24 protein-coding genes are annotated in these 25317 nt (G+C 67.1%); 16 read left to right on the top strand and 8 right to left on the bottom strand.

Annotation, left to right across the window (positions count from 1 at the left end):
- Positions 1–48 precede the first annotated feature (48 nt).
- The gene (locus tag K3172_RS05510) at positions 49–1557 is read left to right on the top strand and encodes a S10 family peptidase (RefSeq protein ID WP_221587716.1); all 1509 of its coding nucleotides are present in this window, start codon (positions 49–51) and stop codon (positions 1555–1557) included.
- 55 nt (positions 1558–1612) lie between these two features.
- A complete protein-coding gene (locus K3172_RS05505) occupies positions 1613–2203 on the top strand; it encodes a hypothetical protein (RefSeq protein WP_221587714.1) in 591 nt (196 codons plus the stop codon).
- On the opposite strand, the gene K3172_RS05500 is transcribed toward K3172_RS05505, so the two are convergent.
- A complete protein-coding gene (locus K3172_RS05500) occupies positions 2160–4208 on the bottom strand; it encodes a protein-disulfide reductase DsbD family protein (RefSeq protein WP_221587713.1) in 2049 nt (682 codons plus the stop codon). The two genes, K3172_RS05505 and K3172_RS05500, sit on opposite strands and share 44 nt — an antisense overlap.
- A 98-nt stretch (positions 4209–4306) precedes the next feature.
- Between K3172_RS05500 and K3172_RS05495 the strand changes: the two genes are divergently transcribed.
- Positions 4307–5530 carry an FAD-dependent monooxygenase gene (locus K3172_RS05495; RefSeq protein WP_221587711.1) on the top strand — a complete coding sequence of 408 codons (1224 nt, stop codon included), beginning with the start codon at positions 4307–4309 and terminating at the stop codon, positions 5528–5530.
- A gap of 3 nt (positions 5531–5533) precedes the next feature.
- Here the strand turns inward: K3172_RS05495 and K3172_RS05490 are convergent, their stop codons facing one another.
- Genes K3172_RS05490 through hemC form a run of 3 tightly spaced genes read right to left on the bottom strand, consistent with a single transcriptional unit; the run spans position 5534 to position 8080 of the window.
- Entirely contained in the window at positions 5534–6418 is an 885-nt protein-coding gene (locus K3172_RS05490; RefSeq protein ID WP_221587709.1) for an MICOS complex subunit MIC60, read from the bottom strand.
- Positions 6419–6461: 43 nt separating this feature from the next.
- The gene (locus K3172_RS05485) at positions 6462–7154 is read right to left on the bottom strand and encodes a uroporphyrinogen-III synthase (protein WP_345725598.1); all 693 of its coding nucleotides are present in this window, start codon (positions 7152–7154) and stop codon (positions 6462–6464) included.
- Positions 7151–8080 carry a hydroxymethylbilane synthase gene (gene hemC / locus K3172_RS05480; RefSeq protein ID WP_221587707.1) on the bottom strand — a complete coding sequence of 310 codons (930 nt, stop codon included), beginning with the start codon at positions 8078–8080 and terminating at the stop codon, positions 7151–7153. Before hemC ends, K3172_RS05485 begins: the two co-directional genes overlap by 4 nt.
- A gap of 44 nt (positions 8081–8124) precedes the next feature.
- Here hemC and tsaD point away from each other — a divergent pair, with 44 nt between their 5' ends.
- The 13 genes from tsaD (at position 8125) to K3172_RS05420 (ending at position 19852) form a co-directional block, all read left to right on the top strand.
- The gene (tsaD, locus tag K3172_RS05475; RefSeq protein ID WP_221587705.1) at positions 8125–9153 is read left to right on the top strand and encodes a tRNA (adenosine(37)-N6)-threonylcarbamoyltransferase complex transferase subunit TsaD; all 1029 of its coding nucleotides are present in this window, start codon (positions 8125–8127) and stop codon (positions 9151–9153) included.
- Positions 9150–10142, top strand: a complete 993-nt coding sequence (locus K3172_RS05470) for an NAD(P)H-dependent glycerol-3-phosphate dehydrogenase (RefSeq protein WP_221587704.1) — start codon at positions 9150–9152, stop codon at positions 10140–10142. Before tsaD ends, K3172_RS05470 begins: the two co-directional genes overlap by 4 nt.
- Before the next feature lie 23 nt (positions 10143–10165).
- Positions 10166–11641 carry a lipopolysaccharide biosynthesis protein gene (locus tag K3172_RS05465; RefSeq protein WP_221589041.1) on the top strand — a complete coding sequence of 492 codons (1476 nt, stop codon included), beginning with the start codon at positions 10166–10168 and terminating at the stop codon, positions 11639–11641.
- A 386-nt stretch (positions 11642–12027) separates the two neighbouring features.
- Positions 12028–13506, top strand: coding sequence for a vWA domain-containing protein (locus tag K3172_RS05460; RefSeq protein ID WP_247718067.1), 1479 nt, complete (start codon positions 12028–12030; stop codon positions 13504–13506).
- Between the two features lie 42 nt (positions 13507–13548).
- Positions 13549–14289: an OmpA family protein gene (locus K3172_RS05455; RefSeq protein WP_221587699.1), complete on the top strand. Its 741-nt coding sequence runs from the start codon at positions 13549–13551 to the stop codon at positions 14287–14289.
- 1 nt (position 14290) lies between these two features.
- Positions 14291–14416 (top strand): hypothetical protein, encoded by a 126-nt coding sequence (locus K3172_RS15655; protein ID WP_282098590.1) that lies wholly within the window; start codon positions 14291–14293, stop codon positions 14414–14416.
- A complete protein-coding gene (locus K3172_RS05450) occupies positions 14413–14877 on the top strand; it encodes a hypothetical protein (protein ID WP_221587697.1) in 465 nt (154 codons plus the stop codon). Before K3172_RS15655 ends, K3172_RS05450 begins: the two co-directional genes overlap by 4 nt.
- Positions 14878–14942: 65 nt before the next feature.
- Complete coding sequence (locus K3172_RS05445) at positions 14943–15305, top strand: response regulator (RefSeq protein ID WP_221587695.1); 363 nt, start codon at positions 14943–14945, stop codon at positions 15303–15305.
- A 56-nt stretch (positions 15306–15361) separates the two neighbouring features.
- On the top strand, positions 15362–15811 hold the full coding sequence (locus tag K3172_RS05440) for a lasso peptide biosynthesis B2 protein (protein ID WP_221587693.1): 450 nt from the start codon (positions 15362–15364) through the stop codon (positions 15809–15811).
- Positions 15812–15880: 69 nt separating this feature from the next.
- A complete protein-coding gene (locus K3172_RS05435; RefSeq protein WP_221589039.1) occupies positions 15881–17056 on the top strand; it encodes an acyl-CoA dehydrogenase in 1176 nt (391 codons plus the stop codon).
- Positions 17056–17718, top strand: a complete 663-nt coding sequence (gene maiA, locus K3172_RS05430; RefSeq protein WP_221587691.1) for a maleylacetoacetate isomerase — start codon at positions 17056–17058, stop codon at positions 17716–17718. Before K3172_RS05435 ends, maiA begins: the two co-directional genes overlap by 1 nt.
- Complete coding sequence (locus K3172_RS05425) at positions 17715–18725, top strand: fumarylacetoacetate hydrolase family protein (RefSeq protein WP_221587689.1); 1011 nt, start codon at positions 17715–17717, stop codon at positions 18723–18725. Before maiA ends, K3172_RS05425 begins: the two co-directional genes overlap by 4 nt.
- Before the next feature lie 71 nt (positions 18726–18796).
- Entirely contained in the window at positions 18797–19852 is a 1056-nt protein-coding gene (locus K3172_RS05420) for a glycosyltransferase (RefSeq protein ID WP_221587687.1), read from the top strand.
- On the opposite strand, the gene K3172_RS05415 is transcribed toward K3172_RS05420, so the two are convergent.
- The 4 genes from K3172_RS05415 to K3172_RS05400 are packed head-to-tail and all read right to left on the bottom strand — an operon-like array spanning position 19842 to position 25283.
- Complete coding sequence (locus tag K3172_RS05415; RefSeq protein ID WP_221587685.1) at positions 19842–20993, bottom strand: tetratricopeptide repeat protein; 1152 nt, start codon at positions 20991–20993, stop codon at positions 19842–19844. The two genes, K3172_RS05420 and K3172_RS05415, sit on opposite strands and share 11 nt — an antisense overlap.
- A complete protein-coding gene (locus K3172_RS05410; protein ID WP_221587683.1) occupies positions 20990–23206 on the bottom strand; it encodes a GumC family protein in 2217 nt (738 codons plus the stop codon). The genes K3172_RS05415 and K3172_RS05410 overlap by 4 nt, the downstream gene beginning before the upstream one ends.
- Positions 23203–23913: a polysaccharide biosynthesis/export family protein gene (locus K3172_RS05405; RefSeq protein ID WP_221587681.1), complete on the bottom strand. Its 711-nt coding sequence runs from the start codon at positions 23911–23913 to the stop codon at positions 23203–23205. Before K3172_RS05405 ends, K3172_RS05410 begins: the two co-directional genes overlap by 4 nt.
- On the bottom strand, positions 23910–25283 hold the full coding sequence (locus tag K3172_RS05400; protein ID WP_221587679.1) for an O-antigen ligase family protein: 1374 nt from the start codon (positions 25281–25283) through the stop codon (positions 23910–23912). The genes K3172_RS05405 and K3172_RS05400 overlap by 4 nt, the downstream gene beginning before the upstream one ends.
- Positions 25284–25317 lie beyond the last annotated feature (34 nt).

The following is a 25317-nucleotide window of genomic DNA, read 5'->3' as shown; positions in this document are numbered from 1 at the left end:
CGCGAATGCATAGCGATCCCATCCGTAGGACAAGGGAAGAGGATACCCATGCGGATTGGATTGGCATTTGCGGCGGCGCTGGTGGCGTGCCCGTTGGGCACCGCACCGCTGCTGGCGCAGGCAGACAAGGCCGAGACTGCGGCAAAGCCGGCCGACATCGACCCGCAGGTGCGCACCCGCGATTTGACGGGTACGTTCGGCGGCCAGCGCATCGCCTACCGCGCAACCATCGGCGAGACGGTGCTGACGTCGGATGACGGCAAGCCCGAGGCGGTCATCGTCACCACCAGCTATGTGAAGACCCCTCGCGACCCTTCGCGCCCGGTGTTTTTCATCTACAACGGCGGGCCGGGTTCGGGCTCGGTCTGGCTGCAGATGGGCGCCTTCGGGCCCAAGCGCGTCGCCATCCCGTCCGATGCACGCGACGACGGCGCCCCGCCCTACCCGTTGCTCGACAATCCCGACAGCCTGCTCGACGTGGCCGACCTCGTCTTCATCGACCCTCCGGGCACGGGCTTCAGCTATCTGACCGAGGGCACCGATCCGAAGAAGTATTACGGCCTGCGCGAAGATGCGCACGCCGTCGCGGAAGTGATCCGCCGCTGGATCAACGACAATGGCCGCTGGAACAGTCCCAAGTATCTCGGCGGGGAAAGCTACGGCACCACGCGCACCGCGATGGTGGTCGACGAGCTTGAAGGCGGCACCTTCAACGATGTCGGGCTCAACGGGCTGATCCTGATCTCGACCATTCTCGATTTCGCCGCGCGCGAGCCGACGCCGGGCAACGAAATGGCCTATGTCGTGACGCTGCCCAACATGGCTGCCGCTGCGTATTATCACGGCAAGGTGGAGGCGCCGTCGGTCGAAGCGATCGTCGAAGAGGCGCGGCGCTTCGCCATCGGCCCCTTTGCCACCGCCCTGCTCAAGGGCCAGGATTTGCCACAGGCCGAACGCGCATCGGTTCGCGCCGAGCTCTCGCGCCTGACTGGCCTCGGCGAGGACTACCTCGAGCAGGCGGACCTGCGTGTCACCGACCGGCGATTCTACAAGGAACTCTTACGCGACCGCGGCCTCACCATCGGCCGGCTCGATTCCCGCTATACCGGCCGCGATTTCGACAATGCCGGGGAAGCGCCGGACAACGATCCCAGCTTCTACGGCATCGATGCCGGCTACACGGCCGCCATCAACAGCTGGGCTCGCGAAACGCTCGGCTTCGAGACCACCCGCGAATACCAGTCCATCGGCAGCGAGCCGAGCCGGCACTGGAACTGGGCGCTCGGCACCGGATGGAACCGCAATGCCTATCTCAACGTCGCGCCCTTCATCGGCAAGGCGATGCGCGAGAACTCGGGCCTCAGGACCTTCGTCGGCCAAGGCTATTACGATTTCGCCACGCCCTTCTTCGGGGCGGAACTGTCGCTCAATCGCACCGGCATCCCGCAGGACCGGGTCGAGTTCCATTATTACGACGCAGGCCACATGATGTACGTCCGTGACGAGGATCGGGCCAAGCTGTCGCGGGACATCCGCGCCTTCATCCGCGCGCGTTGAGGACAGTTTCGCGCGCCCGCTTGATTGCACGAGGCGCTGTGCCATAGCCGCGGGCATGGTTCGCACCTTCGCCCTCGTCTCGACCCTTGCCCTCGCCGCGTGCAAGCCCCCCGCATCGGACGACTACGCCGAACGCACACGGCTCGCTCCGGCGGTGAAGGCTCCGTCGGACCCGATCGATTCCCCCGATGTCGAAGGCGCGGTCTGGGCACCGACCGACAATGCCGACCGCCTGCTCTACGGCAAGCCCGGCGAGCGCCCGCTGTTCGCGCTGGAATGCATCGAACAGGGCGGCCTGCCGCTGGTCACCTACACCCGTTTCGCCGTGGCCGACGCACATGCGAAGGCGGTGCTGGCGCTGATCGGCAACGGCCACGTCTCGCGCCTGAAGATCGATGCTGCCGAAAACGGCGGCGCATGGCGGTGGGAGGGAACGATCGAAGCGCTCGATCCGAAGCTCGACGTCCTCACCGGCCAGCGCGAGGTCGAAGCGACGGTTCCGGGTGCGGGAACGCTGCGCTTCAATCCCAGCGCGCGCCCCGGCGAACTCGTGGAACGGTGCCGCGCGATGGCGGCGCCAGAGCCGAAGCCCGAGCCAAACGTCAGCGAGACGCCCGCGCCTTCTCGGCCAGAAGATCCGGCGTAAGCACCTGTGGCAATTGCTCGGCGTCCTTGCCGGGCGCATACCACAGGTAAAGCGGTATGCCCGCTGCCCCCTGTTGCGTCAGCATGCGCGAGATCTCTTCGTCGGGCCGGGTCCAGTCGGCGCGCATGGCGATGACGCCCGCATCCGCGAAGGCCGCTCTCGTCGCCTCGCGCTCGATCGCCACGCTCTCGTTGATCTTGCAGGTGACGCACCAGTCGGCGGTGAACCAGACGAACACGGGCCTGCCCGTCGCCCGCGCCTCGTCCAGCGCGGTATCGCTGAAGGGCACGGGGTCGAGCAGGCTCTCGGTGGCGGCCGCTTCGGATTGCGGCGTCGGCAAGAACACGAATGCTAGAACGATAGCACCGGCCAAGGCGCCGAAGATCGGTCCTCCCTTCCCGCGTCGCTGGAAACGACCGGCGAGGTAGAGGCCCGCGATCAGCGCCGCCCCTATTGCGCCGGCGACCAGCAGGAACGCGCCGCCACCGATGCGCCAGACCAGCCAGGCGAGCGCCAGCGCCGTCAGCCCCATCGGCAGTGCCATCCACCGGCGGAACCGCTCCATCCAGGGGCCGGGCTTCGGCAGTCGCGCGCGGATGGCGGGGACGAAACCGACCAGCAGGAAGGGCAGCGCCAATCCCACGCCGAGCGCCACGAACACCGCGAGACCATGCAGCGGCGGGATCACCAGCGCCGCTCCCAGTGCGAGGGCCATGAACGGTCCGGTGCAAGGCGTAGCCACAAAGGCCGCCAGCAGGCCTGTCGCGAAGGACCCGCCGCGCGACCGCCCTTGGCCCGAAATCGCCATGCCGGGGACTTCGAACCAGCCGAGGAAATTGGCGGTGATAGCGAGTGCCAGAAGGAACAGGGCGACCACGACCACCGGTTGCTGCAGCTGGAAGGCCCAGCCCACTTGCTCGCCCGCCGAGCGCAAGGCGAGGATGACGAGACCGAGCGCCGCGCAGGCCAGCACCACGCCCGCGGTATAGGCCAGCGCATCGCTGCGCGCTGTGCGCTCGTCACCGCCTGCCTTCGCCAGCGACAGCGCCTTGAGGCTCAGGATCGGGAAGACGCAGGGCATGATGTTGAGCAGCAAGCCGCCCGCGAGCGCCGCCAGCAGCAATTGCCACACCGCCGGGGTTACCGAACCGCGGATCGGCTTGACGCCTTCGAGCGGTACATCGGCTGGCGTCGCCATGAACTTGAGCCCGCGTCCGTTCCCGAGGTCCAGAATGCCCTCTACAACTTCGGGGCGCGGCTCTACGGCGAGCTCCACATCTGCCGGCACGTTTATGTCGCGCAGAGGGATCTCTGCGACCAGCAGGTCCCCTTGGCGAATGAAGGTCTGCACACCGGTATAGACCAGCTGCTGGCCCCCGCCGATTTCGTTGGTTGCGACGAACACATGCGGCTCGCCCGCAAGATCGCTCGCCGCAGGCAAAGGGATGCCGATGCGCAATCGATCGCGCGTGAATTCGAAGCCCGCCTCGCTCCCGAGCGGGGGCACGGCATCGGCGCGCCAGACGTCCACAAGCGGCGCGTCGACGCGCGACGGATCGAGCCGCACTTCGCCGGTCTGCGGCACGCAGATGGTGTCGGTGCAGGCGAGATACCGTACCCTCGCCCGGAGCGGCCCAAGATCTTCGATGTTCGTTCCTGCCGGGATCGTCACCGGGTAGAGAACCGCGTATTCGCCCTCGTAGATGTGGTTCATCAGGTCGCCGATCACGAGCCGCTTCGGCAAGGGATAGGCCGCCTCGCCGAACCATTCGGCAGGCCACGACCAATCGACTTCCATGCCCAGACCGGCATCGCCGGGGTTAGACCAGTAGCCATGCCATTCCGGCGCACGCGGGACGAAGCGCAGGGCAACGGTCATTTCGACGGAACCGTCGTCCGCCACGCGCTCGCGGTCGGCGTAGATCTCGACGGCAATATCGTTCGGCCCGCCGGGCTGCGACTGCGCTAGGGCCACCGTGCCGAGCAAGCTCGCGAGCAGCAGCATGGCCGCCCAAACCGCCCGCAAACCGTTCAATGTCCTTGCCTCGTCCACCTGCGCGCCTCTAGTGCCACCGGAGACTATTCGCAACGAGGCGCGTGACCATGACCCAGGCTGACGACACCAAGGACCTGCTGATACTGGGCGGCGGCCTGGTGGGCATGACGCTGGCGCTGGCTGCGGCGAAGAAGGGTCTGTCGAGCCACCTCGTCGATCGCGCCGACCCTGCATCGCTCACCGCCGAGGGTTTCGACGGGCGCGCCTCCGCCATTTCGACCGCGAGCTGGCGGCTGTTCCGCAACATCGGCCTGGAGAGCGCGCTGGAGCCGCATGGCTGCGACATAGCCGCCATCGCCGTGCTCGACCAGATGAAGCCGGGCCGACTCGATTTCCGTCCCGAACCGCACGAGGGCACTCTGGGGCGCATGTTCGCCAACCGCCAGCTGCGCCTTGCGCTGCACGAGGCGGCCGCGAAGGAACCGCTGATTTCCTGGCACGCACCGGTCGAGGTCGTCGATCGCCAGCGCGGCGAATTCGGCGTTTCGGCAACCCTCGGCGATGGAACATTGCTCAAAGCCGCGCTGATGGTGGGCGCGGAAGGCCGCGGCTCGCCCTCGCGCGAAGAAGCGGGCCTCAAGATGGCGAGCTGGGATTACAGCCACCGCGCCATGATCGCCGGACTCGACCACTCGAAGTCGCACGAGAATATCGCCTGGGAAATCTTCTATCCCGATGGCCCCTTCGCTCTCCTGCCGATGCTCGACGGCCCCGATGGCCAGCACCGCAGCGCGCTGGTCTGGACGGTGGACGAGAAGGATGCCGCAGGCGTTCTCAAGCTGTCCGACCGCGCCTTCCTCGCCGAGGTCCACAAGCGCATGGGTGACCTGCTGGGCGAGCTGAAGCTCAACAGCGCACGCTCGTCCTACCCGCTCAGCTTCCAGCACACGGCGCGTATCGTCGATAACCGGCTCGCGCTCGTCGGCGACAGCGCGCACGGCATGCACCCGATTGCCGGACAGGGCCTCAACCTCGGCCTGCGAGACGTTGGCGCGCTGGTGGAGGTACTCGACGAGGCGCTGCGGCTCGGCCTCGATCTCGGCGATGCGCAGGTGCTGAAGAAGTATGAGGAATGGCGCGCACTCGATGCGCTCATGGTCATGGGCGCGACCGACAGCCTCACCCGCCTCTTCGGCGTGCCGGGTAAGGCCGCCAGCGCGGCCCGGAGGCTCGGCATGGCGGGGGTCCAGCGATCGGGCTGGCTCAAGCGGTTCTTCATGGACGAGGCACGCGGGGTATCGGGCAAGCTGCCCGACATGCTCCGGGCCTGAAGCCTACTCCTCGGCCAGGCTGGGCTGTTCGATGCGGTTGCCCGCCCCGTCGCGTAAGCGGCGCGGTTCGAGCACCGCGGCGGTTTCGATCAGATCGAGAGCCTGCTGCATCGCCGCATAGCGTTCCGCATCGCGAATCCACCCTTGCGCGTTCTGCGCGCCGGGCAGGTTCTTGACCTCGGCAATGGCGGCTTCGGTGCGGCCGCTCTCGAGGAACAGGCGCGCACGCTCCAGTCGACGCTGGGGCTGCGGCGACGGCGCACTTTCGCTGCGCACCACGAAGAGCTGCGAAAGCTCGCTCTTGAAGCGCTCGAAGCCGCTTTCCCTCACCGGCTCGGCGAGGCGCGGCGAAAGCCCCTCGAGGCGTGCGATCAGGGCATCCAGCGTCACGGGATTGCGGCTCGCCCTGATCAGGGTGTCGACGGCATTTGGCATGGCATCGCCGAAGCGCAGGCGAAGCTGGTCGGCGAGGAATCCGAGTTCGGCGCCCTTCTCCAGCGCCCGCCGTGTCGCAAAGGCGATCAGCAATCCTTCCGCGCGCGCGGCATTGCCCGCTGCCGCCTGCGATTGCAGATCGAGCCGGGCGATACGCTGTTCGGCTGCGGCAAGGCGCTGGTCGATCCCGCCCTGCTGCTCCTCGACCCGCGCGACGGCGCGCTCCGCCGCCTGGCTGGCAGTCGCGGAAGGCGTCGGCGTCGGCGTATTCGTGGGATCGGCAGCAAGCGCCGTCTGCGGCTGGGCCTGATCTGTTGCCTCTCCGCCCCGGTCGGTCATGCGGTAGACGCCATATCCGACCAACGCCCCGCCGAGCACGAACGAAGCGAGGACTGTTGCGAGCATCGGCCGGACCGACGGGCCCTTGCGCCTGCTGCTGGTGAATTCGTTCATCTACTTCCGTTCTGCGACCCAAGCGCCCGCTTTGCACGTGGCGCTACCCATCCCTCTGGGGCGAATCTTGGCACAAAGCCTTGGCCAAGGCCAGTAGCTGCGTGTCCTCCGCAGCCTCTGCAATGTGGATGGAGCGCCAGCCGGTCCCAGCCATCTCGGCGACGCGGGGGCCGATGACGGCAAGGTCGATCAGCGCGCGTTCGAGTCCGAGCCGGTCGCATTCCTCGGCGAAGCGGGTGGCCGCCGCCCCCGAATGGAGCGCCACGACGCCTCCAGCGCGCAGGCGCTCTGCATCGGCGAGCTCGATGGGCACCGTGCGATAGACGACCCGCGTCTCGATGCGGATCCCTTCCGGAGCCGCGAGTATGACGTGGTCTTCCCCGGCGAGACGCAGGAGGTGCAGTTCACGGCCGTCGAGCGCATCGAGCACCGACTGGAGACCGCCGCGCCCGACCTGGCCGACAACGAAACCTGCATTTCGCGCGGCATCGGCAGTGGCCTGGCCGACCACATGGACGGGAAGCCGGGAGAAGGCCTCGAGCCCGTCCCCGCCATGACGAAAGACATTGGCACTGCCGACCAGCAGGCCTTCGAAGCCGTCGGGGTCCGGCGCTTCCCATTGCGCAGGCTCGACCTCGAACAAGGGGCCGCCGAAGACATCCAGCCCCATCGCACGGCCCGTCTCGGCGGAAATCGACCAGCCCGGTTCGGGCCGCAGCAGGAAGAGCGGCTTCACGCCTCGCCTTCGAACAGAGCCCGCACTTCGGGCGAAGCGGCTTCGAGCAGGCGCCGCGCAAGCGCGAGCGGCGCGTCGCAGTCGCCTGCCGCAAAGCGCGCCTCGTCGGCGATACGGGTCGCGCCATCGCTGCTGTAGATCGCCACCTGCAAGTGAAGTGCGTCACCGCTGGTGGTCGTGAGCGCGGCGATCGGGCTGCTGCACCCGCCGCCCAGGCCTTCGAGCAGGCGGCGTTCGGCCATCACTTCGGCATTGCTCGGCGCGTGGTCGATAGCGGCAAGCAGTGCGCGGGTTCGTTCATCGTCGCTCCGGCATTCGATACCGATCGCAGCCTGCGCGGGCGCAGGGAGCCAGTCCTCCGGATCGAGCCGTACGCCTACCCCGGCTTCGCCCAGCCGGTCGAGGCCGGCCGAGGCGAGGAATGTGGCATCGGCCTCGCCCGCCTCGAGCTTGGCCATGCGGGTCGCGACATTGCCGCGGATGCCGACGACAACGAGGTCCGGACGGCGATGCAGCAATTGCGCCGCCCGGCGCGGGGCGCTGGTGCCGACCTTCGCCCCCTCAGGGATAGCGGCAACTGAAGCGGCCCCCAGCAACCGGTCCGCCTTGTCGGCGCGCGGCAGGATCGCGCAGATGGCGATCTGTTCGGGCCGCAGCGTTTCGACATCCTTCATCGAATGCACCGCGATGTCGATCCGCCCTTCGACCAGCCAGTGATCCAGCTCGCGCGTCCATAAGGCCTTGCCGCCGATCTCGGCCAGCGGGCGGTCGAGCACCTTGTCGCCGCTCGCCACGACGGGGACCAGCTCCACCGCCGATTCGTCCCAGCCATGTGCCGCGCAAAGGCGGGCGCGGGTTTCATGCGCCTGCGCCATAGCAAGCGGCGACTGGCGCGTTCCGAGGCGGATGTTGGGCGTAGCCGGCATAGGTTTCCTTGCCCTAGCGGGCAGGCACGCTAAGGGGAAGCGCGATGGTACTCGTGCTCGGCATAGAAAGTTCCTGCGACGAAACCGCGGCCGCGCTTGTCGATGGCCAGCGGCGGATCGTGGCGCAGCGGATCGCATCGCAGGATGCGGAGCACGCGCCCTATGGCGGGGTCGTCCCGGAAATTGCGGCCCGCGCGCACGCCGAACGGCTCGCGCCGATGATCGCGGGCGTACTCGAGGACGCAGGCGTGACGCTGGACGATTGCGATGCCATCGCGGCGACGGCGGGTCCGGGCCTCATCGGCGGCGTGATGGTCGGGCTCGTCAGTGCCAAGGCGCTGGCGATGGCGAGCGACACGCCGCTGATCGCGATCAACCACCTCGAAGGGCATGCGCTGAGCCCGCGCCTTGCCGATGCAAGCATCACCTTTCCCTATGCCCTGCTGCTGGTCTCGGGCGGACATTGCCAGATCCTGCGCGTCGATGGCGTCGGGCGCTACAAGCGCCTCGCCACCACGATCGACGATGCGCTGGGCGAGGCCTTCGACAAGACCGCCAAGATCCTCGGCCTGGGCTTCCCCGGCGGGCCTGCGGTCGAGCGCAAGGCACGGGAGGGCGACCCGAAGGCCGTGCCGCTCCCGCGCCCGATGGTCGGCAGCGGCGAACCGCATTTTTCCTTCGCCGGGCTCAAGAGCGCCGTGCTGCGTGCGCACGAGAGCGGCGAATATGCGGTCGCGGATATCGCCGCGAGTTTCCAGCAGGCCGCCGTCGATTGCGTAACCGACCGATTGCACATTGCGCTGGCGCAAATGCCCGACGTGCAGACGCTGGTCGTCGCAGGCGGCGTTGCCGCCAATGCCACGGTGCGCGCAGCACTCGAAGAGCTTGCGGCCGATCACGCCATGCGCTTCGCCGCGCCTCCATCCAAGCTCTGCACCGACAACGCCGCCATGATCGCCTGGGCGGGTGTCGAACGGCTCGGCCAGAGCGACGCGCTCGATATCTCGGCCCGCCCGCGCTGGCCGCTCGATCCCGAGGCGGAACCGGTGCGCGGTGCAGGGGTGAAAGGATGACCCGCGTCGGTGTTCTGGGAGCAGGGGCCTGGGGTACGGCGCTCGCGCAGATGCTCGCCAGCGATGGCCGCGAGGTGCTGATCTGGGCGCGCGAGACCGAGCTGGTCGAGGAAATCAACGCCCACCATACCAACACGCCCTTCCTGCCTTCCGCCAGGCTGGCCGATACGATCCGCGCAACCGGCGATCTGGCCGAAATGGCGGAGTTGGACGTCTTGCTCGTGGTCACGCCCGCCCAGCACATGGGCAGTGTCCTTGAAGCGATGCCGTCGCACCCGCGCGATCTCGTGTTGTGTTCCAAGGGGATCGAGGCGAGCAGCGGCAGGCTGATGAACGACGTCGCCCGCGATGCCGCGCCTGAGAGCGCCATCGCCGTGCTGTCCGGCCCCACCTTCGCGCATGAAGTCGCCGCCGGCTTGCCCACTGCCGTGACGCTCGCGTGCGGCGGCGGCGAGGAGCAGTGGGTGCGCCTGTCACCGGTCGTCGCCCGCCCTGCCTTCCGGCCCTATTACTCCGACGATGTCGCCGGCGCGGAAATCGGCGGAGCGGTGAAGAACGTGCTCGCGATCGCCTGCGGCGTCGTCGACGGGCTCGGCCTCGGCCAGAACGCCCGCGCGGCGCTGATCGCGCGGGGTTATGCGGAGATGCTGCGCTTCGGAGAGGCGCTGGGCGCGCGTGCCGAGACGCTGGCGGGCTTGTGCGGCCTAGGCGACCTTGTGCTGACCTGCTCCTCCACCTCGAGCCGCAATTTCTCGCTCGGCAAGGCGCTGGGCGAAGGTCAGGACGCGGAAACGCTCATGGCCGATCGCCGCACTGTCGCGGAAGGGGCGCACACTGCGCCTGTGCTCGTCGAACTGGCCGCACGCCATGGTGTCGCCATGCCGATCGTCACCGCCGTATACGGCCTCATCAGGGGTGACGATCCGCGCCTGACCGTCTCGGGCATCCTCGCCCGCCCGCTCACCGCAGAACAGGGACGCGCCGGGTGACAGCCGAGCAATCCGACGACGACATGACCGCCCTCGCCAAGGGCGGCAGGCAGAACTTCTTCGGTTTCGTGCTGCGGCTCCTCGCGCGCCTGCCCTTCCTGTTCATCGCCGGTCGCCTCTACGGGCCGGAAGAGCTGGGCATCTTTGCCTCGGCCCTCGTCGTCGTAGAGCTCGTCGCACTGGTTTGTGCGATGGGCGAGAAGCGCGGCCTTGCCCAGCGGCTGACCGACGGAGAGGACGCACACCCTGCGAATCTTGTCTACGACGGCATGTTGCTGGCGCTGGTCTTCGCCAGTCTCGCGGCGGTGTTCTTCTGGTTCGTGCCGGCGCCGCTCTTCCCGAGCGGGCAATATACCGAGCTGGACCGCCTCGTGGTCCTCGCCATCCCAGGCTACGCGCTGACCGAGATCGTGCTCGCCGCGCAAGCCTACAGATACGACATCGCCACGACCGTGCGCGCCCGCGCCGTCGTGGAGCCGTGGACCATTTCGATCATGGCCGGGGTATTCTGGTTCATTCCGGCGACGCAGGAATCCGGCCTCGCGCTGGCTTATCTCGCCTCGATCTACGCGGGTCTGTTCACCGGCCTGTGGTCCTTCTTCCGCAGCTACGGCCCGCCACGCGGCTGGCGGATCGAGCCCGCCTACATCGCAAGGATGACGGCCCGCGCGTTGCCGCTGGCAACCGCCGATGCGATCGAATGGGGCACGCGGCGGCTCGACATCTTCATCCTCGGCCTGTTCGCCGCGCCGAGCGCGGTGGGCGTCTATTACATCGCCCAGCAGGTCGCGAGTCTGCCGCAGAAACTCAAGACCAGTTTCGAACCGATCCTCGGTCCGGTCATCACCAAGAACCTCAAGACGAAAAACTACGAGGCGATCGCCAAGCAGGTCTGCCAGGTCGGTTTCTGGATCATCGCGATGCAAGCAGGCATCGCGCTGGCCTTGGGCGTGCCGGGCGAGGCGGTGATGGGGCTGGTCGGGCCGGAGTTCGTCGGCGGGACCGGCGCCCTCGCCTTCCTGCTGGCGGCCGAGGTCGTCGCGGCCACCGCAGTCGTGTCCGAAGCCGTGCTGATCTATGTCGCGCGGGTGAAGAACCTGTGGATATCCATCAGCACCATCGTCCTTCAGGGCGTGCTGACGGTAGTCCTGATCGAGGCGATGGTCGCAGGCGGCTATGGCGAGCCGTACAAGGCCGCTGCCGCCGCCATCGCGCTCGCACTGGCGCTGGGCACGGCGAGCCTCGTGAAGGCGGTGCTGCTCTCGAAGATCCTCGGCCATACGATCAACAATTTCCGCTGGGCGCTGGTCTATGCGGCAGCCCCGGCGGTGCTCGTGGGCTGGCTCGCGACCCGCCTGCCGGAGTGGGCGGAGCTTGCGTTCGGGGTTCCGGCAATCCTGCTGGTTTACGGTCTCGTCATCTGGCACCGCGGCTTCGGGCCCGAAGACCGGGTGCTGTTCAAGCGTCACCGTGAGACCGAAGCCGAGGTCGAAGGCTGAGCGTTTCATCGCACGCCCGGCACGTTCAGTCGGCATTCACCCGAGAACGATGTAACTCTGTAACACCGAAACATCGGGGAGGACTGCATATGCGTATCGCCAAGCTCGCCACCGCCTGCGCCGCCGCTGCATTGATTGCCGGCTGCGCCTCGCAACAAGGGGGCGAAGAAATCGTCCTGACCGGATCCAAGGCAACGCCCGGTAGTGAGACCGCTCCGCCACCTCCGCCTCCTCCTCCGCCCCCGCCCCCGCCTCCGCCACCGCCACCGCCGGTCGCGGGATCGCAGGCCGTCGTGGTCACGGGATCGCGGATTGTTAACGAGTCGCTGCAGTCTGCACCGACGGCGATCACGGTTACCGGGAGCACAGCCGGTTACGTGGCCGACATGGCGAACGCCTCGTCCCCTATCGCAACCGAAAGCTCCGAAACGAGCTACCGCTACTTCCCTTCGGTTTTTGTCCCGACCGTGCCGAGCCACGACCAGTATGACGGCGAAGAGGTCTCGCCGGTCAAGGTCGTCGCCAACGAGCCGGTTTCGACCTTCTCGGTCGACGTCGATACGGGCGCCTACACCAACGCCCGCCGCTTCATCACCGACGGCCAGATGCCGCCGAAGGACGCGGTGCGGACCGAGGAGTTCGTCAACTACTTCCGCTACGATTACGAACGCCCGGACAGCGTGAGCCAACCCTTCACGGTCAACACCGATGTCGCGGTTTCGCCGTGGAACCCCGAGACGCGGCTCGTCCGCATCGGCCTTGCCGGATACGAGATGCCCGAGCAGGAGCGCCCGGCGGCCAATGTCGTCTTCCTCCTCGACGTGTCCGGTTCGATGTCGAGCCCCGACAAGCTGCCGCTGGTCAAGACCGCCATGCGCCAGCTTGCGGGACAGCTGACCAGGAAGGACCGCGTCTCGATCGTCGTCTATGCCGGCGCGGCGGGCCTCGTGCTCGATGCAACGAATGACGAACGCAAGATCAAGGATGCGCTCGACCTGCTCGAAGCGGGCGGGTCCACCGCAGGCGGGGCGGGCATCGAACTCGCCTATCGCGTAGCCGAGGCGAACCGCATCCCGGGGGGCGTAAACCGCGTGATCCTCGCCACCGACGGCGATTTCAATGTCGGCACATCGGATCGGGAATCGCTCGTCGAGCTGATCGAAAGGAAGCGCGAGACCGGCGTCACCCTGTCGGTGCTCGGCTTCGGGCGGGGCAATCTCAACGACGCGATGATGGAGCAGGTCGCCAACCACGGCAATGGCAACTACTCCTACATCGACAGCGCGCTGGAAGCCCGCAAGGTGCTCGGCGACGAGATGGGCGCGACGCTTTTCACCATCGCCAAGGACGTGAAGATCCAGGTCGAATTCAACCCTGCCGTCGTCAGCCAGTACCGCCTCGTCGGCTACGAGAACCGGGCGCTGCGCGAGGAAGACTTCGACAATGACGCCGTCGATGCGGGCGATATCGGTGCAGGCCATCAGGTGACCGCGATCTACGAAGTCGTCCCTGCCGGGGCCAAGGGCTGGATCAGCCAGCGCCGCTATGAAGACAAGCCCGACAGTCGCGCGGTCGATCTTGCCGCGGAGGCCGCCTTCATCAAGCTGCGCTACAAGCGGCCCGATGGCGAGAAGAGTGCCCTCATCACCTACACGCTGCCCGCGAGCGCGCTGCGGACCACTGCGCTGCCCGGCGGCGATTTCGCCTTCGCCAGCGCGGTCGCGGCCTTCGGCCAGAAGCTGCGCGGCGACCCGATGCTGGCGAGCTTCGGTTACGGCCAGATCGCCGGGCTCGCCGGCAATCCGCGCGATTTCTGGCGGCAGGAATTCCTCCAGCTGGTGAAGACCGCCGACGGCCTCGAATAGCGAGCTTGGCAGGCGGGTCGGCACCCGGCTAAGAGCCGTGGCATGTCGATCCGCCCCCCCCTAGTGATCCTCGCCGGAGCCGTGCTCGTCTCGGTCGGCGCCTATGCGGTCGCGCAGCAATCGGCAGAGGGTTTCGTCGAACCGCTAGAGGAGCAAGCGGGGACTGCGATTGCCGAGGCAGGTGGCGGCAAGGTCACCGCGCGTTTCACCAATCCGATAGGGTCGCCCACAAGGCACCCGCTGCTCACCGGCGGCGAAGGCCTTCCCGAAGCGACGCGCGCCAGGGTAGCACGCGCCGTAGCGGCCATTCCCGGCGTCGGCGGCATCGCATGGAGCGACGGAACGGCGCGCGCCGAAAGCTCCGCGCCGACCTACGAGCCGCTGCACTGCCAGGAAGACGTCGACGGGCTCCTGCGCAGCCGCTCGGTCCGCTTCGAGGAAGGCTCCAGCGCGATGCAGCCCGCCAGCCGCATGCTGCTCGACGAGGTGGCCGAGGCGTTGCGCCCCTGTCTCGGCGCAATCATCTCTATCACCGGCCATACCGACGAATCAGGCCCGGAACCCGGCAATCTCGCGCTCAGCATGGAACGCGCCCGCGCGGTGCGCGAAGCGCTGGTGCGGCGCGGCATCCCGCGCGACGGCCTGCGGGCCAAGGGTGTCGGCTCATCAGAGCCGGTCGAAGGCCTCGCCCCCGGCGACCCCGCCAACCGCCGCATCGAATTCGCTGTGATCCGGACCGAACCGCTCACTCCGACCCCCGTCGACACGCCGGGAGCGCGCTGACATGCCTGTCTGGTTCGAACTGGTCGCCATCATGCTGGTTGCCTATGGCGCGGGCTTCGGGATCGGCTGGGGCCTGTGGGGCCGCGCCGCGTCCGGCGACAGCGACACGCAAGAGGATAGCAAATGACCGAACTGCTCCAGGCCTACTGGCCCGCCATCGTCATCGCCCTCGTCATCGGGCTGGCCATCGCGTGGTACGTCTTCCACGCCTCGCGCACCACGCGCGTCACCACGACCAGTCGCGATGTGCTCGACGAAGGTGCATCGCCTGCCGCACGCAACAAGGCGTTGATCGACAGTGCCCCGGCGGCGGCGGTCGAACCCAGACAGACCACGACAGCGGCCGGCGGCGACGACCTTACGCGCATCAAGGGGGTCGGTCCCAAGCTGGCTGCCCTCCTGCACAAACAAGGCATCACCAGCTTCAGCCAGATCGCGGGGTGGACCGATGCCGACATCGACCGAGTCGACGCAGGCCTGGGCCGCTTCGAGGGCCGCATCCGCCGTGATGACTGGGTCGGTCAGGCCAGTCTGCTGGCAGGTGGCGACGAAGCGGCTTACGCGGCGAAATACGGCCAGCTGTCCTGACTGCGGAACAAAATACCGCTTCCCCTGTTCATTTCTTCGGGTCGAGAGAGAGGTGGAGAGTGGGAATGGGACATCGTTTGCGCGTTCTCGTCGCGGAAGACGAATTCATTATCGGTCATGATCTGTGTGCGACGGTTGCCGAAGCCGGCTACGATGTCGAAGGCCCCTATGACGATATCCAGTCCGCCATGCTCGCCTACCAGAAGCATAAGCCCGACCTCGCGATCCTCGACGTTCAGCTCGGCGACGGGATCGTCTACCCGCTTGCCGAGCAGATGATGGCCGAAGATGTCCCGGTGATCTTCCACTCGGGACATTTGTCGCCCAGCGAGGTGGCGGACCGCTTCCCGCAGGCGCGGGCCATCGCCAAGCCCGCTCCCCCGGCCGAAATGATTGCGAGCGTTCAGGCGGCTCTCAGCCAGCACTGAGGAGCCGCCACCACGGTACGGATTGGATTCCACCGGACAGGTGGTATCCTGCGCCGATGGGGAAGCTTGCCACCTTCTTGGCGCTCGACCGCGAAGACCGCTGGGCCACGCTAGAGGCCCTGTACAGCCTCGCGCTATCGCAAGCGCTGGTGCGTTCGGTTCCGCCGCGCCGGTGGAGGTCCCGTTTCGGCCCGGTGGCGCGCGGCGAAACTGGCGGCACCATCTCGCACCGCCAGCTTGAACCGGTAAGGCGGGTCCGGCTGGCGATTGCCCGCGCCTCGCGCAACCTGCCCACCGATCCCAATTGCCTGCCGCAGGCGCTGGCGGGTCGCCGCATGCTGGAGCGGCGCGGCATCGAATCCTCGCTCTACCTCGGGTTCCAGCGCGGACCGGACGGCGCACCGCATTTCCATGCCTGGCTGAAGGTGGGTACGGAGTGGGTTACGGGCCTGTGTGACGAGACGCGCTATTCGCTGCTTCTGCCCGGCGACGCAGGAGTTGCCTGACGCCCCCTTGCGGAGCGGGTGCAAGCCTGCCATCGGACATGCGGTAACAGAGGAGACCACATGGCCGGAATGGTGCCTTTCGCCTGGGATGATCCCTTCAATCTCGACGAGCAGCTGACCGAGGAAGAGCGGATGATCCGCGATGCCGCCCACGCCTTTGCGCAAGGCGAGCTGCAACCGCGGGTGATCGAGAACTTCAGCAAGGAAGTCGACGATCCCGAACTCTTCCCGATGATGGGCGAGGCCGGCCTGCTGGGCGCAACCGTGCCGGAAGAATATGGCGGCGCGGGCGCGAGCTATGTCGCTTACGGCCTGATCGCGCGCGAGATCGAGCGGGTCGATTCGGGCTATCGCTCGATGGCCTCTGTCCAGTCCAGCCTCGTGATGTTCCCGATCTTCGAATACGGCAGCGAGGAACAGCGCAAGAAATACCTGCCCGGCCTCGCCAGCGGCAAGCTGATCGGCTGCTTCGGCCTGACCGAACCCGATGCCGGATCCGATCCCGCCGGGATGAAGACGGTCGCGAAGAAGGTCGACGGCGGATACGTGATCTCCGGGTCCAAGACCTGGATTTCCAATGCGCCCTTCGCCGACGTCTTCGTCGTCTGGGCGAAGAGCGAAGCGCATGGCGGCGGCATCCGCGGCTTCGTGCTCGAAAAGGGCACGAAGGGGCTGTCGGCACCCAAGATCGAAGGCAAGCTCTCCTTGCGCGCTTCTACCACGGGCATGATCGTGATGGACGAGGTCGAGGTCGGCGAGGACGCTCTGCTGCCCGAAGTGCAGGGCCTGAAAGGTCCGTTCGGCTGCCTCAACCGCGCGCGTTACGGCATCAGCTGGGGGGCGATGGGTGCGGCCGAATTCTGCATGCACGCCGCGCGCCAGTACGGCCTTGACCGGCACCAATTCGGCGTGCCGCTGGCCTCGAAGCAGCTCTACCAGCTCAAGCTCGCCGACATGATGACCGAGATTTCGATGGGCCTGCAGGCCAGCCTGCGCGTCGGCCGGCTGATGGACGAAGGCAAGTTCGCGCCCGAGATGATCAGCATCGTCAAGCGCAACAATGTCGGCAAGGCGCTCGATATCGCGCGCAAGTCGCGCGACATGCACGGCGGAAACGGCATCTCGGAAGAATATCAGGTCATCCGCCACATGGTGAACCTCGAAACGGTCAACACGTACGAGGGCACGCATGACGTCCATGCGTTGATCCTCGGCCGCGCCGTGACGGGGATCGCCGCGTTCTGATGCGGCTGCTCGGCTACTTCCGGTCCTCGACGAGCTATCGGCTGCGGATTGCGCTCAACCTGAAAGGGCTCGATTACGACTACGTGCCGGTCAACCTCGTGACCTCCGAACAGAAGGGGGAGGCCTATACCAGCCGCAACCCCTTCGGTTCGGTTCCGCTGCTCGAGGCCAACGGGCGCGACCGGGCGCAGTCGATGGCGCAGCTCGAATGGCTCGACGAGGCCTATCCCGAGCCGCCGTTGCTGCCGCGCGACATCGAGGACCGCTTTACGGCGCGCGAACTCGCCTATGCAATCGCCACCGAAACGCATGCGGTGAACAACCTACCGGTGCTCAAATACCTCGCCGATCCGCTCGGCCATTCGCAGGACGAGATCGCCACCTGGTACCGGCACTGGCTGAAGCGGACCTTCGATCCGGTCGAAGCGCGGCTCGCCCAGCTCGGCACCGGCGATTTCCTGTTCGACGCGCCCGGCCTGTTCGAGGTCGTGCTGCTGCCGCAGGTCTATAACGCGCGCCGCTTCGACTTCGACTTCACGCATCACCCGCACATCACCCGGATAGAACGTGCCTGCCTTGACCACGAGGCCTTTGCGCGCGCGTATCCCAACAACCAGATCGACAGTCCCGACTACAAGGGGCCGCAAGGAGAGACAGCATGAAGCTTGCCACACTCAAGGACGGAAGCCGCGACGGCAAGCTGGTCGTCGTCTCCAAGGACCTCACCCGCTATTGCGCCGCCGATAACATCGCCCCGACGCTGCAGGCGGCGCTCGACGATTGGGACGAGATCGCGCCGAAGCTGGAGGTGCTTTACATCGACGTCGAACACCAAGCGGTGCCCTGCGAGCGCTTCCACGAGCGCGAGGCGCATTCGCCGCTTCCCCGGGCCTACCAATGGGCCGACGGCTCGGCCTACATCAACCACGTCGAACTGGTGCGCAAGGCGCGCGGTGCCGAGGTGCCCGAGAGCTTCTATCACGATCCGCTGATGTACCAGGGCGGCAGCGACAGCTTCCTCGCCCCGCGCGACGACATCCCGCTCAAGGACACCAAGTGGGGCTGCGACATGGAAGGCGAAGTCGCGGTCATCACCGATGACGTGCCCATGGGCGTCTCCAAGGAAGCCGCTGCCGATCACATCAAGCTGCTCATGCTGGTCAACGACGTATCGCTGCGCGGCCTGATCCCCGGAGAACTCGCCAAGGGCTTCGGCTTCTTCCAGTCCAAGCCCGCCAGCGCCTTCAGCCCCGTCGCGGTCACGCCCGACGAGCTGGGCGATGCGTGGCAGGGCAGCATCATCCACCTGCCGCTGATGGTCGATTACAACGGCCAAGCCTTCGGCCGCGCCAACGCGGGCGTGGACGCCACCTTCAGCCTCGCCGAACTGGTGGCGCATGCTGCCAAGACCCGTGACCTCGGAGCCGGAACGATTATCGGTTCGGGCACTGTCTCCAACCAGGGCCCGGACGGCGACCCAGGCAAGCCGGTGAGCGAAGGCGGGCTCGGCTACAGCTGCATCGCCGAAATCCGGATGATCGAGACGATCGCCAAGGGCGAGGCGAGCACGCCCTTCATGTCGCCCGGCGACACGGTGCGCGTGGAAATGCGCGACGCGGAAGGGCACTCCATCTTCGGCGCCATCGAGCAGAAGGTGGTCGAGGCCTGAGCACGACGCGGCCCCTCGTCGGCAAGCGCATAGGATTACTCTCGGCCCGCGCCAGCCATGCGAACGGCGGAGTGTTCGAGGCGATCGTCGGGCAGGTCGCGCTCCTTCACCGCCTCGGCGCGGTGCCGGTCGTCATAGCCGTCCAGGATGCGGCCCACGGCGAGGATAGCTGGCGGCTCGGAAATACCGAAATCGTGCTCGCCGCCGGGTCCGGCCCCGACCAGCTGGCCTATTCGCCCGAGCTTGCACAGCGCATGGTCGAAGCGAGGCTGGACCTGCTGCACCTTCACGGCATCTGGCAATATCCGAGCCGGGCAGCGGACGAATGGGCGCAAACGACCGGGCTACCGCTCGTCATCAGCCCCCACGGCATGCTCGATCCATGGATCACCGCACGCAACGCCTGGAAGAAGGGCATCGCGCGCTTCGCGTGGGAACGTGCGGCGTGGGCCCGAGCGGCTGCCTTTCACGCACTGACCACGGACGAAGCGAGCGACATCGAACGCGAGACCGGCTCCGAAAAGGTCGAAATCATCCCGAACCCGGCGCCGCCTGCCGGTCCGGCCCCGACGACGATCCCCCCGCCCGGCGCGCTCTATCTGGGCCGCATCCATCCGAAGAAGAACATCCTTGCGCTGATCGAAGGCTGGCTCTCCGCCCTGCCCGATCTGCCGGACGGCGTGACGCTGACGATTGCCGGCTGGGGAGACAGTGACGGCATCCGTGCTCTCGAACGGGCGCTCGTCGGCATCGATCCATCGGTGGCGTTCGTCGGCGCCGTCTTCGGATCGCAAAAGGCTGCGCTGCTCGACGTGTCGCGCTTTGTGATCCTGCCTTCGCTGAGCGAGGGGTTGCCGATGGCGGTGCTCGATGCTTGGGCGGCAGGCGTGCCGACGATCATGTCGCAAGCCTGCCACCTGCCCGAGGGCTACGAAGCGGGCGCGGCCATTCCTTGCGAAACCAGTCCCGAAAGCATTGCCAAGGCTCTGGTCGCGGGCTTCGGTCGGAGCGAAAGCGAGTGGCTGGCGATGGCGCGGGCCGCACAAGATCTCGCCTCCGGGCCCTTCGGCAGTGAAGGTATCAGCGGCAAGTGGGAAGCGCTCTACGCCGAGTTGCTTAAGGGTTGAGCGGCTTAAGTTCGACCCGGTCGATTACCACCCGCCCGGCACCCGGACGCACCCACAGGCTCAGGACCGCATCGGGACAACCCGTCGCAACCAGCCGCTGCCCTTCGCGGTCGATCCGCTCGCGGATGGCACGCGGACGCGCCGGCGCCTTGCAGTTGAGCGTGGCCGCGAGCCGCTGTGCGCCCGGACCATCGACCTTGGCGCGGATCACATAGGTTCCCGCGTCCAGTGCGACCGGCTGCGCAACGACCAGTCGCGTGACGCTGGACCGGCTTTCGACCTCGAGCCGCGCTTCCTCGCCCGCGAGCTTTGTCACCCGGACTTCCCCGGTGCGGTACCGCTGCCAGCCGATCGCGCCCGATGCGTCCTCTGACCCGAACGCCGCAAAATCGGCGTCAGCCAGCAGTCCACCGGGCTCTGCGGCCGGGCAATGGCGCCGCGCGATTCCTTCGGCGTCGGCGCGATAATTGCGGCGTGCAAGTTCGCGGATCATGGGCAGCGTCGCGTCGCAGCCAAGCTCCGTGATACCGCTGCTTTCCTGCGCCAGGACCGCTGCGCGAGCCCGCAATACCGCGTCATCGGCCTTTACTGCCCCCAGATAGGCATCCGCCCAGCGGGGACTTGCACCCAGCCGCGCAGCAAGTGCCGTGCGCCCCTCGGCGGATTGCTCAAGCTGGGACAGCAGGAATTGCGACACCTCCCCGTTGTCGTTCGCGCGCAGCACCGCATCGAGCCGCTCTGCCGCCCCGTCGTAATCGCCGCGCGCCAGGGACTCGCCGAAATGCCAGACCTGCGCCAGCGGCTCGCGCCGGCTGATCCGTTCGGCCTGCGCAAAGGCTTCAGCTGCATCCCGGTCTGCACCCGTGCCGGACGCCGCCGCTCCGAGATACGCCATGCCCCGCGGATCGAGCGGATCATGCGCGATGGCGAGGGTCGCGAGCGTGCTCGCGGTCGCATTATCACCCTCCCCCAGCGCTTTCGCAGCCAGGCGCTTGGCCGCACCTACCTGCATGAACTGGGGCACGAACCGGGCGAAGGACTGGCGCGTCTCGCTCATGCGGTCGAAGCCGCTGACCAGCGCAAGGAAGGCAAAGGCCACTACCCCCAGCGTAACGGCGAGCCTGCCGGGAGCGGCGATCATGCCTCGTTACGGCCGTCGCCGGTCGCGTATTGATAATAGTCGTAGCCGTAATAGGCCGAGTAGCGGTTGCCCGACTTGGTCGGGTCGAACTTTGCCAGGACCGCGCCGAGCAGCACCGGCTTCATCGAGCGCAAGCGTCTGAGGGCCGCCTTGAGCGAACCGCTGCGCCCGCGCTCGGCCTCGACCACGAACACGGTGCCATCGGCGATCGCAGCCAGCATCGGTGCATCGGCTAGCCCGAGCACCGGCGGGCTGTCGACGATCACGACATCGTGGGTCTGCGCGAAATATTCGAGGAGCTGGGCCATGCGCGGCGAGGACAGGAGTTCCGAGGGGCTCGGCGGCAGCGGTCCGGCGGGCAGCAGGTCGATCTTGCGGCCCTTGACCTTGAGGATCGCGCTCTTCGGATCGTCCTGCGACACCAGAAGGTCGGTCAGCCCGCGCTCGGACTTGAGGTTGAGCACCTTGTCCAGCGCCGGACGGCGCAAGTCCGCGTCGATCAGCAGCGGCCGCATGCCGATACGGGCAAAGCCGGTCGCGATGGCGAGGCTCGTCGTGCTCTTGCCTTCGTGCGCCTGCGCGCTGGTGACGACGATGATCTTCGGCAGGCCTTGCGGCGTCGAATAGAGCAGCGCGCCGCGCAGCGAGTTGTAGGCTTCGGAGATCGGCGATTTGGGCTCTTCGAGAGCTTCGAGCGGGGTACCGTTTTCGGTCCGTGGCACGACGCCCAGCAGGGCTAGGTCGAGCTTGTCCTCGACATCTTCCGGCGTGCGGATCACGTCGTCGAGCTGGTCGCGCAGGAACACCGCCATCGCGGCAAGGCCCAGCCCGACCAGCAGGCCGAGGGCGAGGTTGCGCGGCACATTAGGCGAGGACGGCGATGTCGGAGTCTCGGCCCGGTCGATGATCGCGATGTTGCTCGACGAGATGCCGGCCGAGGCGTTCAGCTCTCTATAGCGCTGGAGCAGCCCGTCATAGATCGAGCGGGCGGTGTCCGCCTGCCGCGAAAGCACATTGTAGCGCACCGACTGGTCCTGCTCGGCAAGCGAATTGCCGCGGGCCTGCTGGACCTGTCCATCGAGCTTGCTCTCCGCCGATTGGGCGGCGCTGTATTCGGCCCTGATCGACTCGCGGACCTGCCGCGCGGTCGCTTCGAGCTGGCGGTTTATCGCCGCGAGGTCGCCTTCGAGGCGGCTGATCGCCGGATGATTTCCCAGATAGCGTTCCTGCGCCACCTGCAACTCGCTCTGCAGTTCGGCGCGCCGCGTCATCAGCGACTGAACCGTCGGATTGCCCAATACCGGCTGCGAGGCGAGTAGCGGCGTCCCTTGGATCGCCTCCCAGCGCGACTGGGCGGCGATACGATCGGCGCGCGCCTGGATGGCCGCATCGTTCAGCTGGATCAGGCTCGAAGCGGTTACCGTACCCGCCAGACGGTCACGACCGTCGGGCGACAGCGCATCGTAGGTGCGGATCAGCCCGACACTCTTGGCGTAATCGTTGAGCTCGCGTTCGGAGTCCTCCAGATCGATTCTCGCCTCTTCAAGCTGTTCCGCCACGAAGTCGCGCGCATAGGACGTGCTGTCGAAACGGCGCTGCAGGTTCGCCTGGATGAATTCTTCCGCAAAAGCGTTGGCGATCATCCCGGACAATCCGGGGTCGGTCGAGGTGAAGGCGATGCTGGTGACGCGGGTGGCGCGCGGCAGGTCGATATCGAGATTGTCGCGCAGCAGTTCCACCGCGAGCGCGCGATCTTCCGCCTGATCGCCCGACAGCGCCGAGGTCGGCACCTCCATCGCGGTAAAGAAGCGCTCGCTGGTGGCCAGTTCGAGACGGTCGGCCACGCGTTCGGCGAGGCCGCGGCTCTTCAGGATGTCGAGCTGGGTATTGAGGAAACGGTCGATGTCCCAATCCGACGGCGCGGCCGCATTCGCGCTCTCGAAATCCTTGCCGAGCACCTCGTCGCTCTGGTCGTTGATCTGGACGCTTGTTTCCGCGGTGTAGCGCGGCGTGTCGAGCAGCGTCGAGATCAGCGCCAGCACCACGACGGCGCCGACGATGGCCAGCGCCATCCACAGATGGCGGCGGACCGCCGCGACGGCATGGCGCAGGTTGGCGCTGATCGCATTCTCGCCCTCAGCCAGATATGCGGCCTGGTATCTCCCGCCGGGCGTGGCGGCCGGCAACGGCGGCAACATCGGGTCCGCGCTCATGGATAGGGCCGGAAGATGCCGATGACGGGGATCGCCCGGATCGCGTCGAGGAAGATGCCGCGGGCGTTCGAAAAGCCGACCACCACCGTGTCGCCCGGCATCAGCGGGACGTCGGGCATGCGGCCGCCGCGGATCGCATTGGCATCGAACCGGCCGGCGAGGCGCTCTCCGTCCACGACGCGGAAGATCATCACTTCATCCATCTTCGCCTTCTCGGTCGGGCTGCGACCGAGTGCGAGAGCGGTGAGCAGGGTCTGGCCTTCGGCGTAGGGATAGACCCCCGGGAGTTCGACCTCGCCCTCGACAGCGATCGTGCGGACCTGCGCCTTTTTCACCAGCACCGTCACGCGCGGATCGCGCAGGTAATCGGCGGCATAGGCGGCCTCCACCGTCCGCGCGAGCTCCGTCGCGGTGAGGCCGGTCACGCGCACGTCGCCGATCAATGGCAGGCTGAGCACGCCCGCGTTGTCGATGGCGATTTCCTCGACGCTGAGATCGGGCTCGTCATAGACGCGGACCGACAGGATATCGCCCGGCAGGAGCGTATAGCGTTTCGGCGTGGCGCTCTCTGCGGGAACGGCGATGGCCGCATAGCCGGCGTCGCCTTCGGGGACGACGGGTTGCGCCCCGCCCTGGCAGGCGGACAGGCCCGACAGTGCGCCCAGCGCGACACCGAACCTGAATATGCTCGCCCTTGCTCGCATCATGTCATTGCACCCGTTTCGCGACCGTCTTGATCCTTGCCCGCCATCGCACCGAGCAAGCCCGCAGCCGTCCCTGCAAGACACGCTAATGCCATGGTTCTCAGCGGATAATCAACGAAGCTGTGGAGCCCTATCACCATGAAACTGCCCATCGCGAAAAGGGTCGTCGGCCGCTCGTCAGGCCTGCCATGCCAGGCGCGCCACGCCAGGATACCCAGGATGACAAATCCGGCGACGAGCAGGACTGGTGCGAGCACCCCGGCCTCGAGCAGGAACTCGAGATAGTCGTTGTGTGCCCGGTTGGGGAAAAGCTGGTCGAGGACGGAAAAGCGTTCGAACGGCAGGAAAGCCCTTGTGTAGGTGCCGAGGCCGCTGCCGGACGGCCAGAATGCGCCGACTGCCGTCCACGTGTCCTGCCACAGGTCGATCCGGCCATCCCTGCTCGCATCGAACCGTGCGAGCGCGGTGCCTATCCGCGCATTGCCGGCGAAGAGGATCGCCGCTCCGGCAACTAGCACCAGCATGCCACCCGCCGATGCCATCCCGTTCGACAAGCCACGTGCGACGCCAGCGCTGCGCAGCATGGCGAACTGCATCAGCAGGGCCAGCGGCAGGAGGGCGATACCGGTGCGCGAACCGGTGAGGATGATCGCGATTGCGAGGAGAGCTTGCAGGATGACGACGATTGCCAAGTCGCTGCGCAGCAGGGGTCGCCTGCCGCTCAGTCCCGCGAGCCATGCCGTCAGGGCCAGCGAACCGATGAGGAGGAAGTCGACCGCCGCGTTGCGGTTGGCATAGAAGGCGGTGAGCCAGTAGTCGTGGCTCACCTCGTACATGCGAAAAGCACCGGGCCCGCCGGCCATCTGGACCACCCCATAGGCCGCACCGAGCAGGGCAACGAGCGCGATCGACAGGACCAGAAATCGCCGGTCCCTCCGGCCGAGCGTCGACGCGGCCAGCATGACCCCGACCGCCGGGATCATCGCCAGGAGGGCCGACAATGTCCTCCACGGGGCGACAGACAGGGCGTGCCACGCCTCTTGCATGCCGACGATCGCCAGCGAAGCGCCAACCAGTTCGCGCCCGGGGAGCGAAGGCCATATGGCCGGCGGCAGCGGCACCAGCTGGATGATGGGAAGCGCCAGGATCGCGAGGCCGAGCCACACGAGGAGCCGCGAAGGGCCTGCCATGGCGTCTTCGGCTCGCGCCCACCAGATCCAGGCCATAAAGGCAACGCCGAAAGCCAGCTGGACGATGATCTCGGCCGCCGCACTGGGATATCCGCCGCCACCGAAGATCATTACCGTGACGAGGAATGCCGCAAGCACGACGCCGCGGCGCGTTTCGGGCAGGCGGTGTCGCACGCTTCTCATGGCTCTCCCCGGCGAATCTCCGGGCACAGGACTA

Origin of the sequence: Qipengyuania proteolytica, assembly GCF_019711565.1 — a bacterium.
GTDB classification, from domain to species: domain Bacteria; phylum Pseudomonadota; class Alphaproteobacteria; order Sphingomonadales; family Sphingomonadaceae; genus Qipengyuania; species Qipengyuania proteolytica.
Note: the sequence above shows the minus strand (reverse complement) of the source record. Positions and strands in the feature narration are given on the sequence as shown.

Bases quoted from the DNA above. Each gene is read 5' to 3' on its own strand.
- K3172_RS05510 (WP_221587716.1), top strand. From the start codon at position 49: ATGCGGATTGGATTGGCATTTGCGGCGGCGCTGGTGGCGTGCCCGTTG.
- K3172_RS05505 (WP_221587714.1), top strand. From the start codon at position 1,613: ATGGTTCGCACCTTCGCCCTCGTCTCGACCCTTGCCCTCGCCGCGTGC.
- K3172_RS05500 (WP_221587713.1), bottom strand. From the start codon at position 4,208: ATGCTGCTGCTCGCGAGCTTGCTCGGCACGGTGGCCCTAGCGCAGTCG.
- K3172_RS05495 (WP_221587711.1), top strand. From the start codon at position 4,307: ATGACCCAGGCTGACGACACCAAGGACCTGCTGATACTGGGCGGCGGC.
- K3172_RS05490 (WP_221587709.1), bottom strand. From the start codon at position 6,418: ATGAACGAATTCACCAGCAGCAGGCGCAAGGGCCCGTCGGTCCGGCCG.
- hemC (WP_221587707.1), bottom strand. From the start codon at position 8,080: ATGCCGGCTACGCCCAACATCCGCCTCGGAACGCGCCAGTCGCCGCTT.
- tsaD (WP_221587705.1), top strand. From the start codon at position 8,125: ATGGTACTCGTGCTCGGCATAGAAAGTTCCTGCGACGAAACCGCGGCC.
- K3172_RS05470 (WP_221587704.1), top strand. From the start codon at position 9,150: ATGACCCGCGTCGGTGTTCTGGGAGCAGGGGCCTGGGGTACGGCGCTC.
- K3172_RS05465 (WP_221589041.1), top strand. From the start codon at position 10,166: ATGACCGCCCTCGCCAAGGGCGGCAGGCAGAACTTCTTCGGTTTCGTG.
- K3172_RS05460 (WP_247718067.1), top strand. From the start codon at position 12,028: ATGGCGAACGCCTCGTCCCCTATCGCAACCGAAAGCTCCGAAACGAGC.
- K3172_RS05455 (WP_221587699.1), top strand. From the start codon at position 13,549: ATGTCGATCCGCCCCCCCCTAGTGATCCTCGCCGGAGCCGTGCTCGTC.
- K3172_RS15655 (WP_282098590.1), top strand. From the start codon at position 14,291: ATGCCTGTCTGGTTCGAACTGGTCGCCATCATGCTGGTTGCCTATGGC.
- K3172_RS05450 (WP_221587697.1), top strand. From the start codon at position 14,413: ATGACCGAACTGCTCCAGGCCTACTGGCCCGCCATCGTCATCGCCCTC.
- K3172_RS05445 (WP_221587695.1), top strand. From the start codon at position 14,943: ATGGGACATCGTTTGCGCGTTCTCGTCGCGGAAGACGAATTCATTATC.
- K3172_RS05440 (WP_221587693.1), top strand. From the start codon at position 15,362: ATGGGGAAGCTTGCCACCTTCTTGGCGCTCGACCGCGAAGACCGCTGG.
- K3172_RS05435 (WP_221589039.1), top strand. From the start codon at position 15,881: ATGGTGCCTTTCGCCTGGGATGATCCCTTCAATCTCGACGAGCAGCTG.
- maiA (WP_221587691.1), top strand. From the start codon at position 17,056: ATGCGGCTGCTCGGCTACTTCCGGTCCTCGACGAGCTATCGGCTGCGG.
- K3172_RS05425 (WP_221587689.1), top strand. From the start codon at position 17,715: ATGAAGCTTGCCACACTCAAGGACGGAAGCCGCGACGGCAAGCTGGTC.
- K3172_RS05415 (WP_221587685.1), bottom strand. From the start codon at position 20,993: ATGATCGCCGCTCCCGGCAGGCTCGCCGTTACGCTGGGGGTAGTGGCC.
- K3172_RS05410 (WP_221587683.1), bottom strand. From the start codon at position 23,206: ATGAGCGCGGACCCGATGTTGCCGCCGTTGCCGGCCGCCACGCCCGGC.
- K3172_RS05405 (WP_221587681.1), bottom strand. From the start codon at position 23,913: ATGATGCGAGCAAGGGCGAGCATATTCAGGTTCGGTGTCGCGCTGGGC.
- K3172_RS05400 (WP_221587679.1), bottom strand. From the start codon at position 25,283: ATGAGAAGCGTGCGACACCGCCTGCCCGAAACGCGCCGCGGCGTCGTG.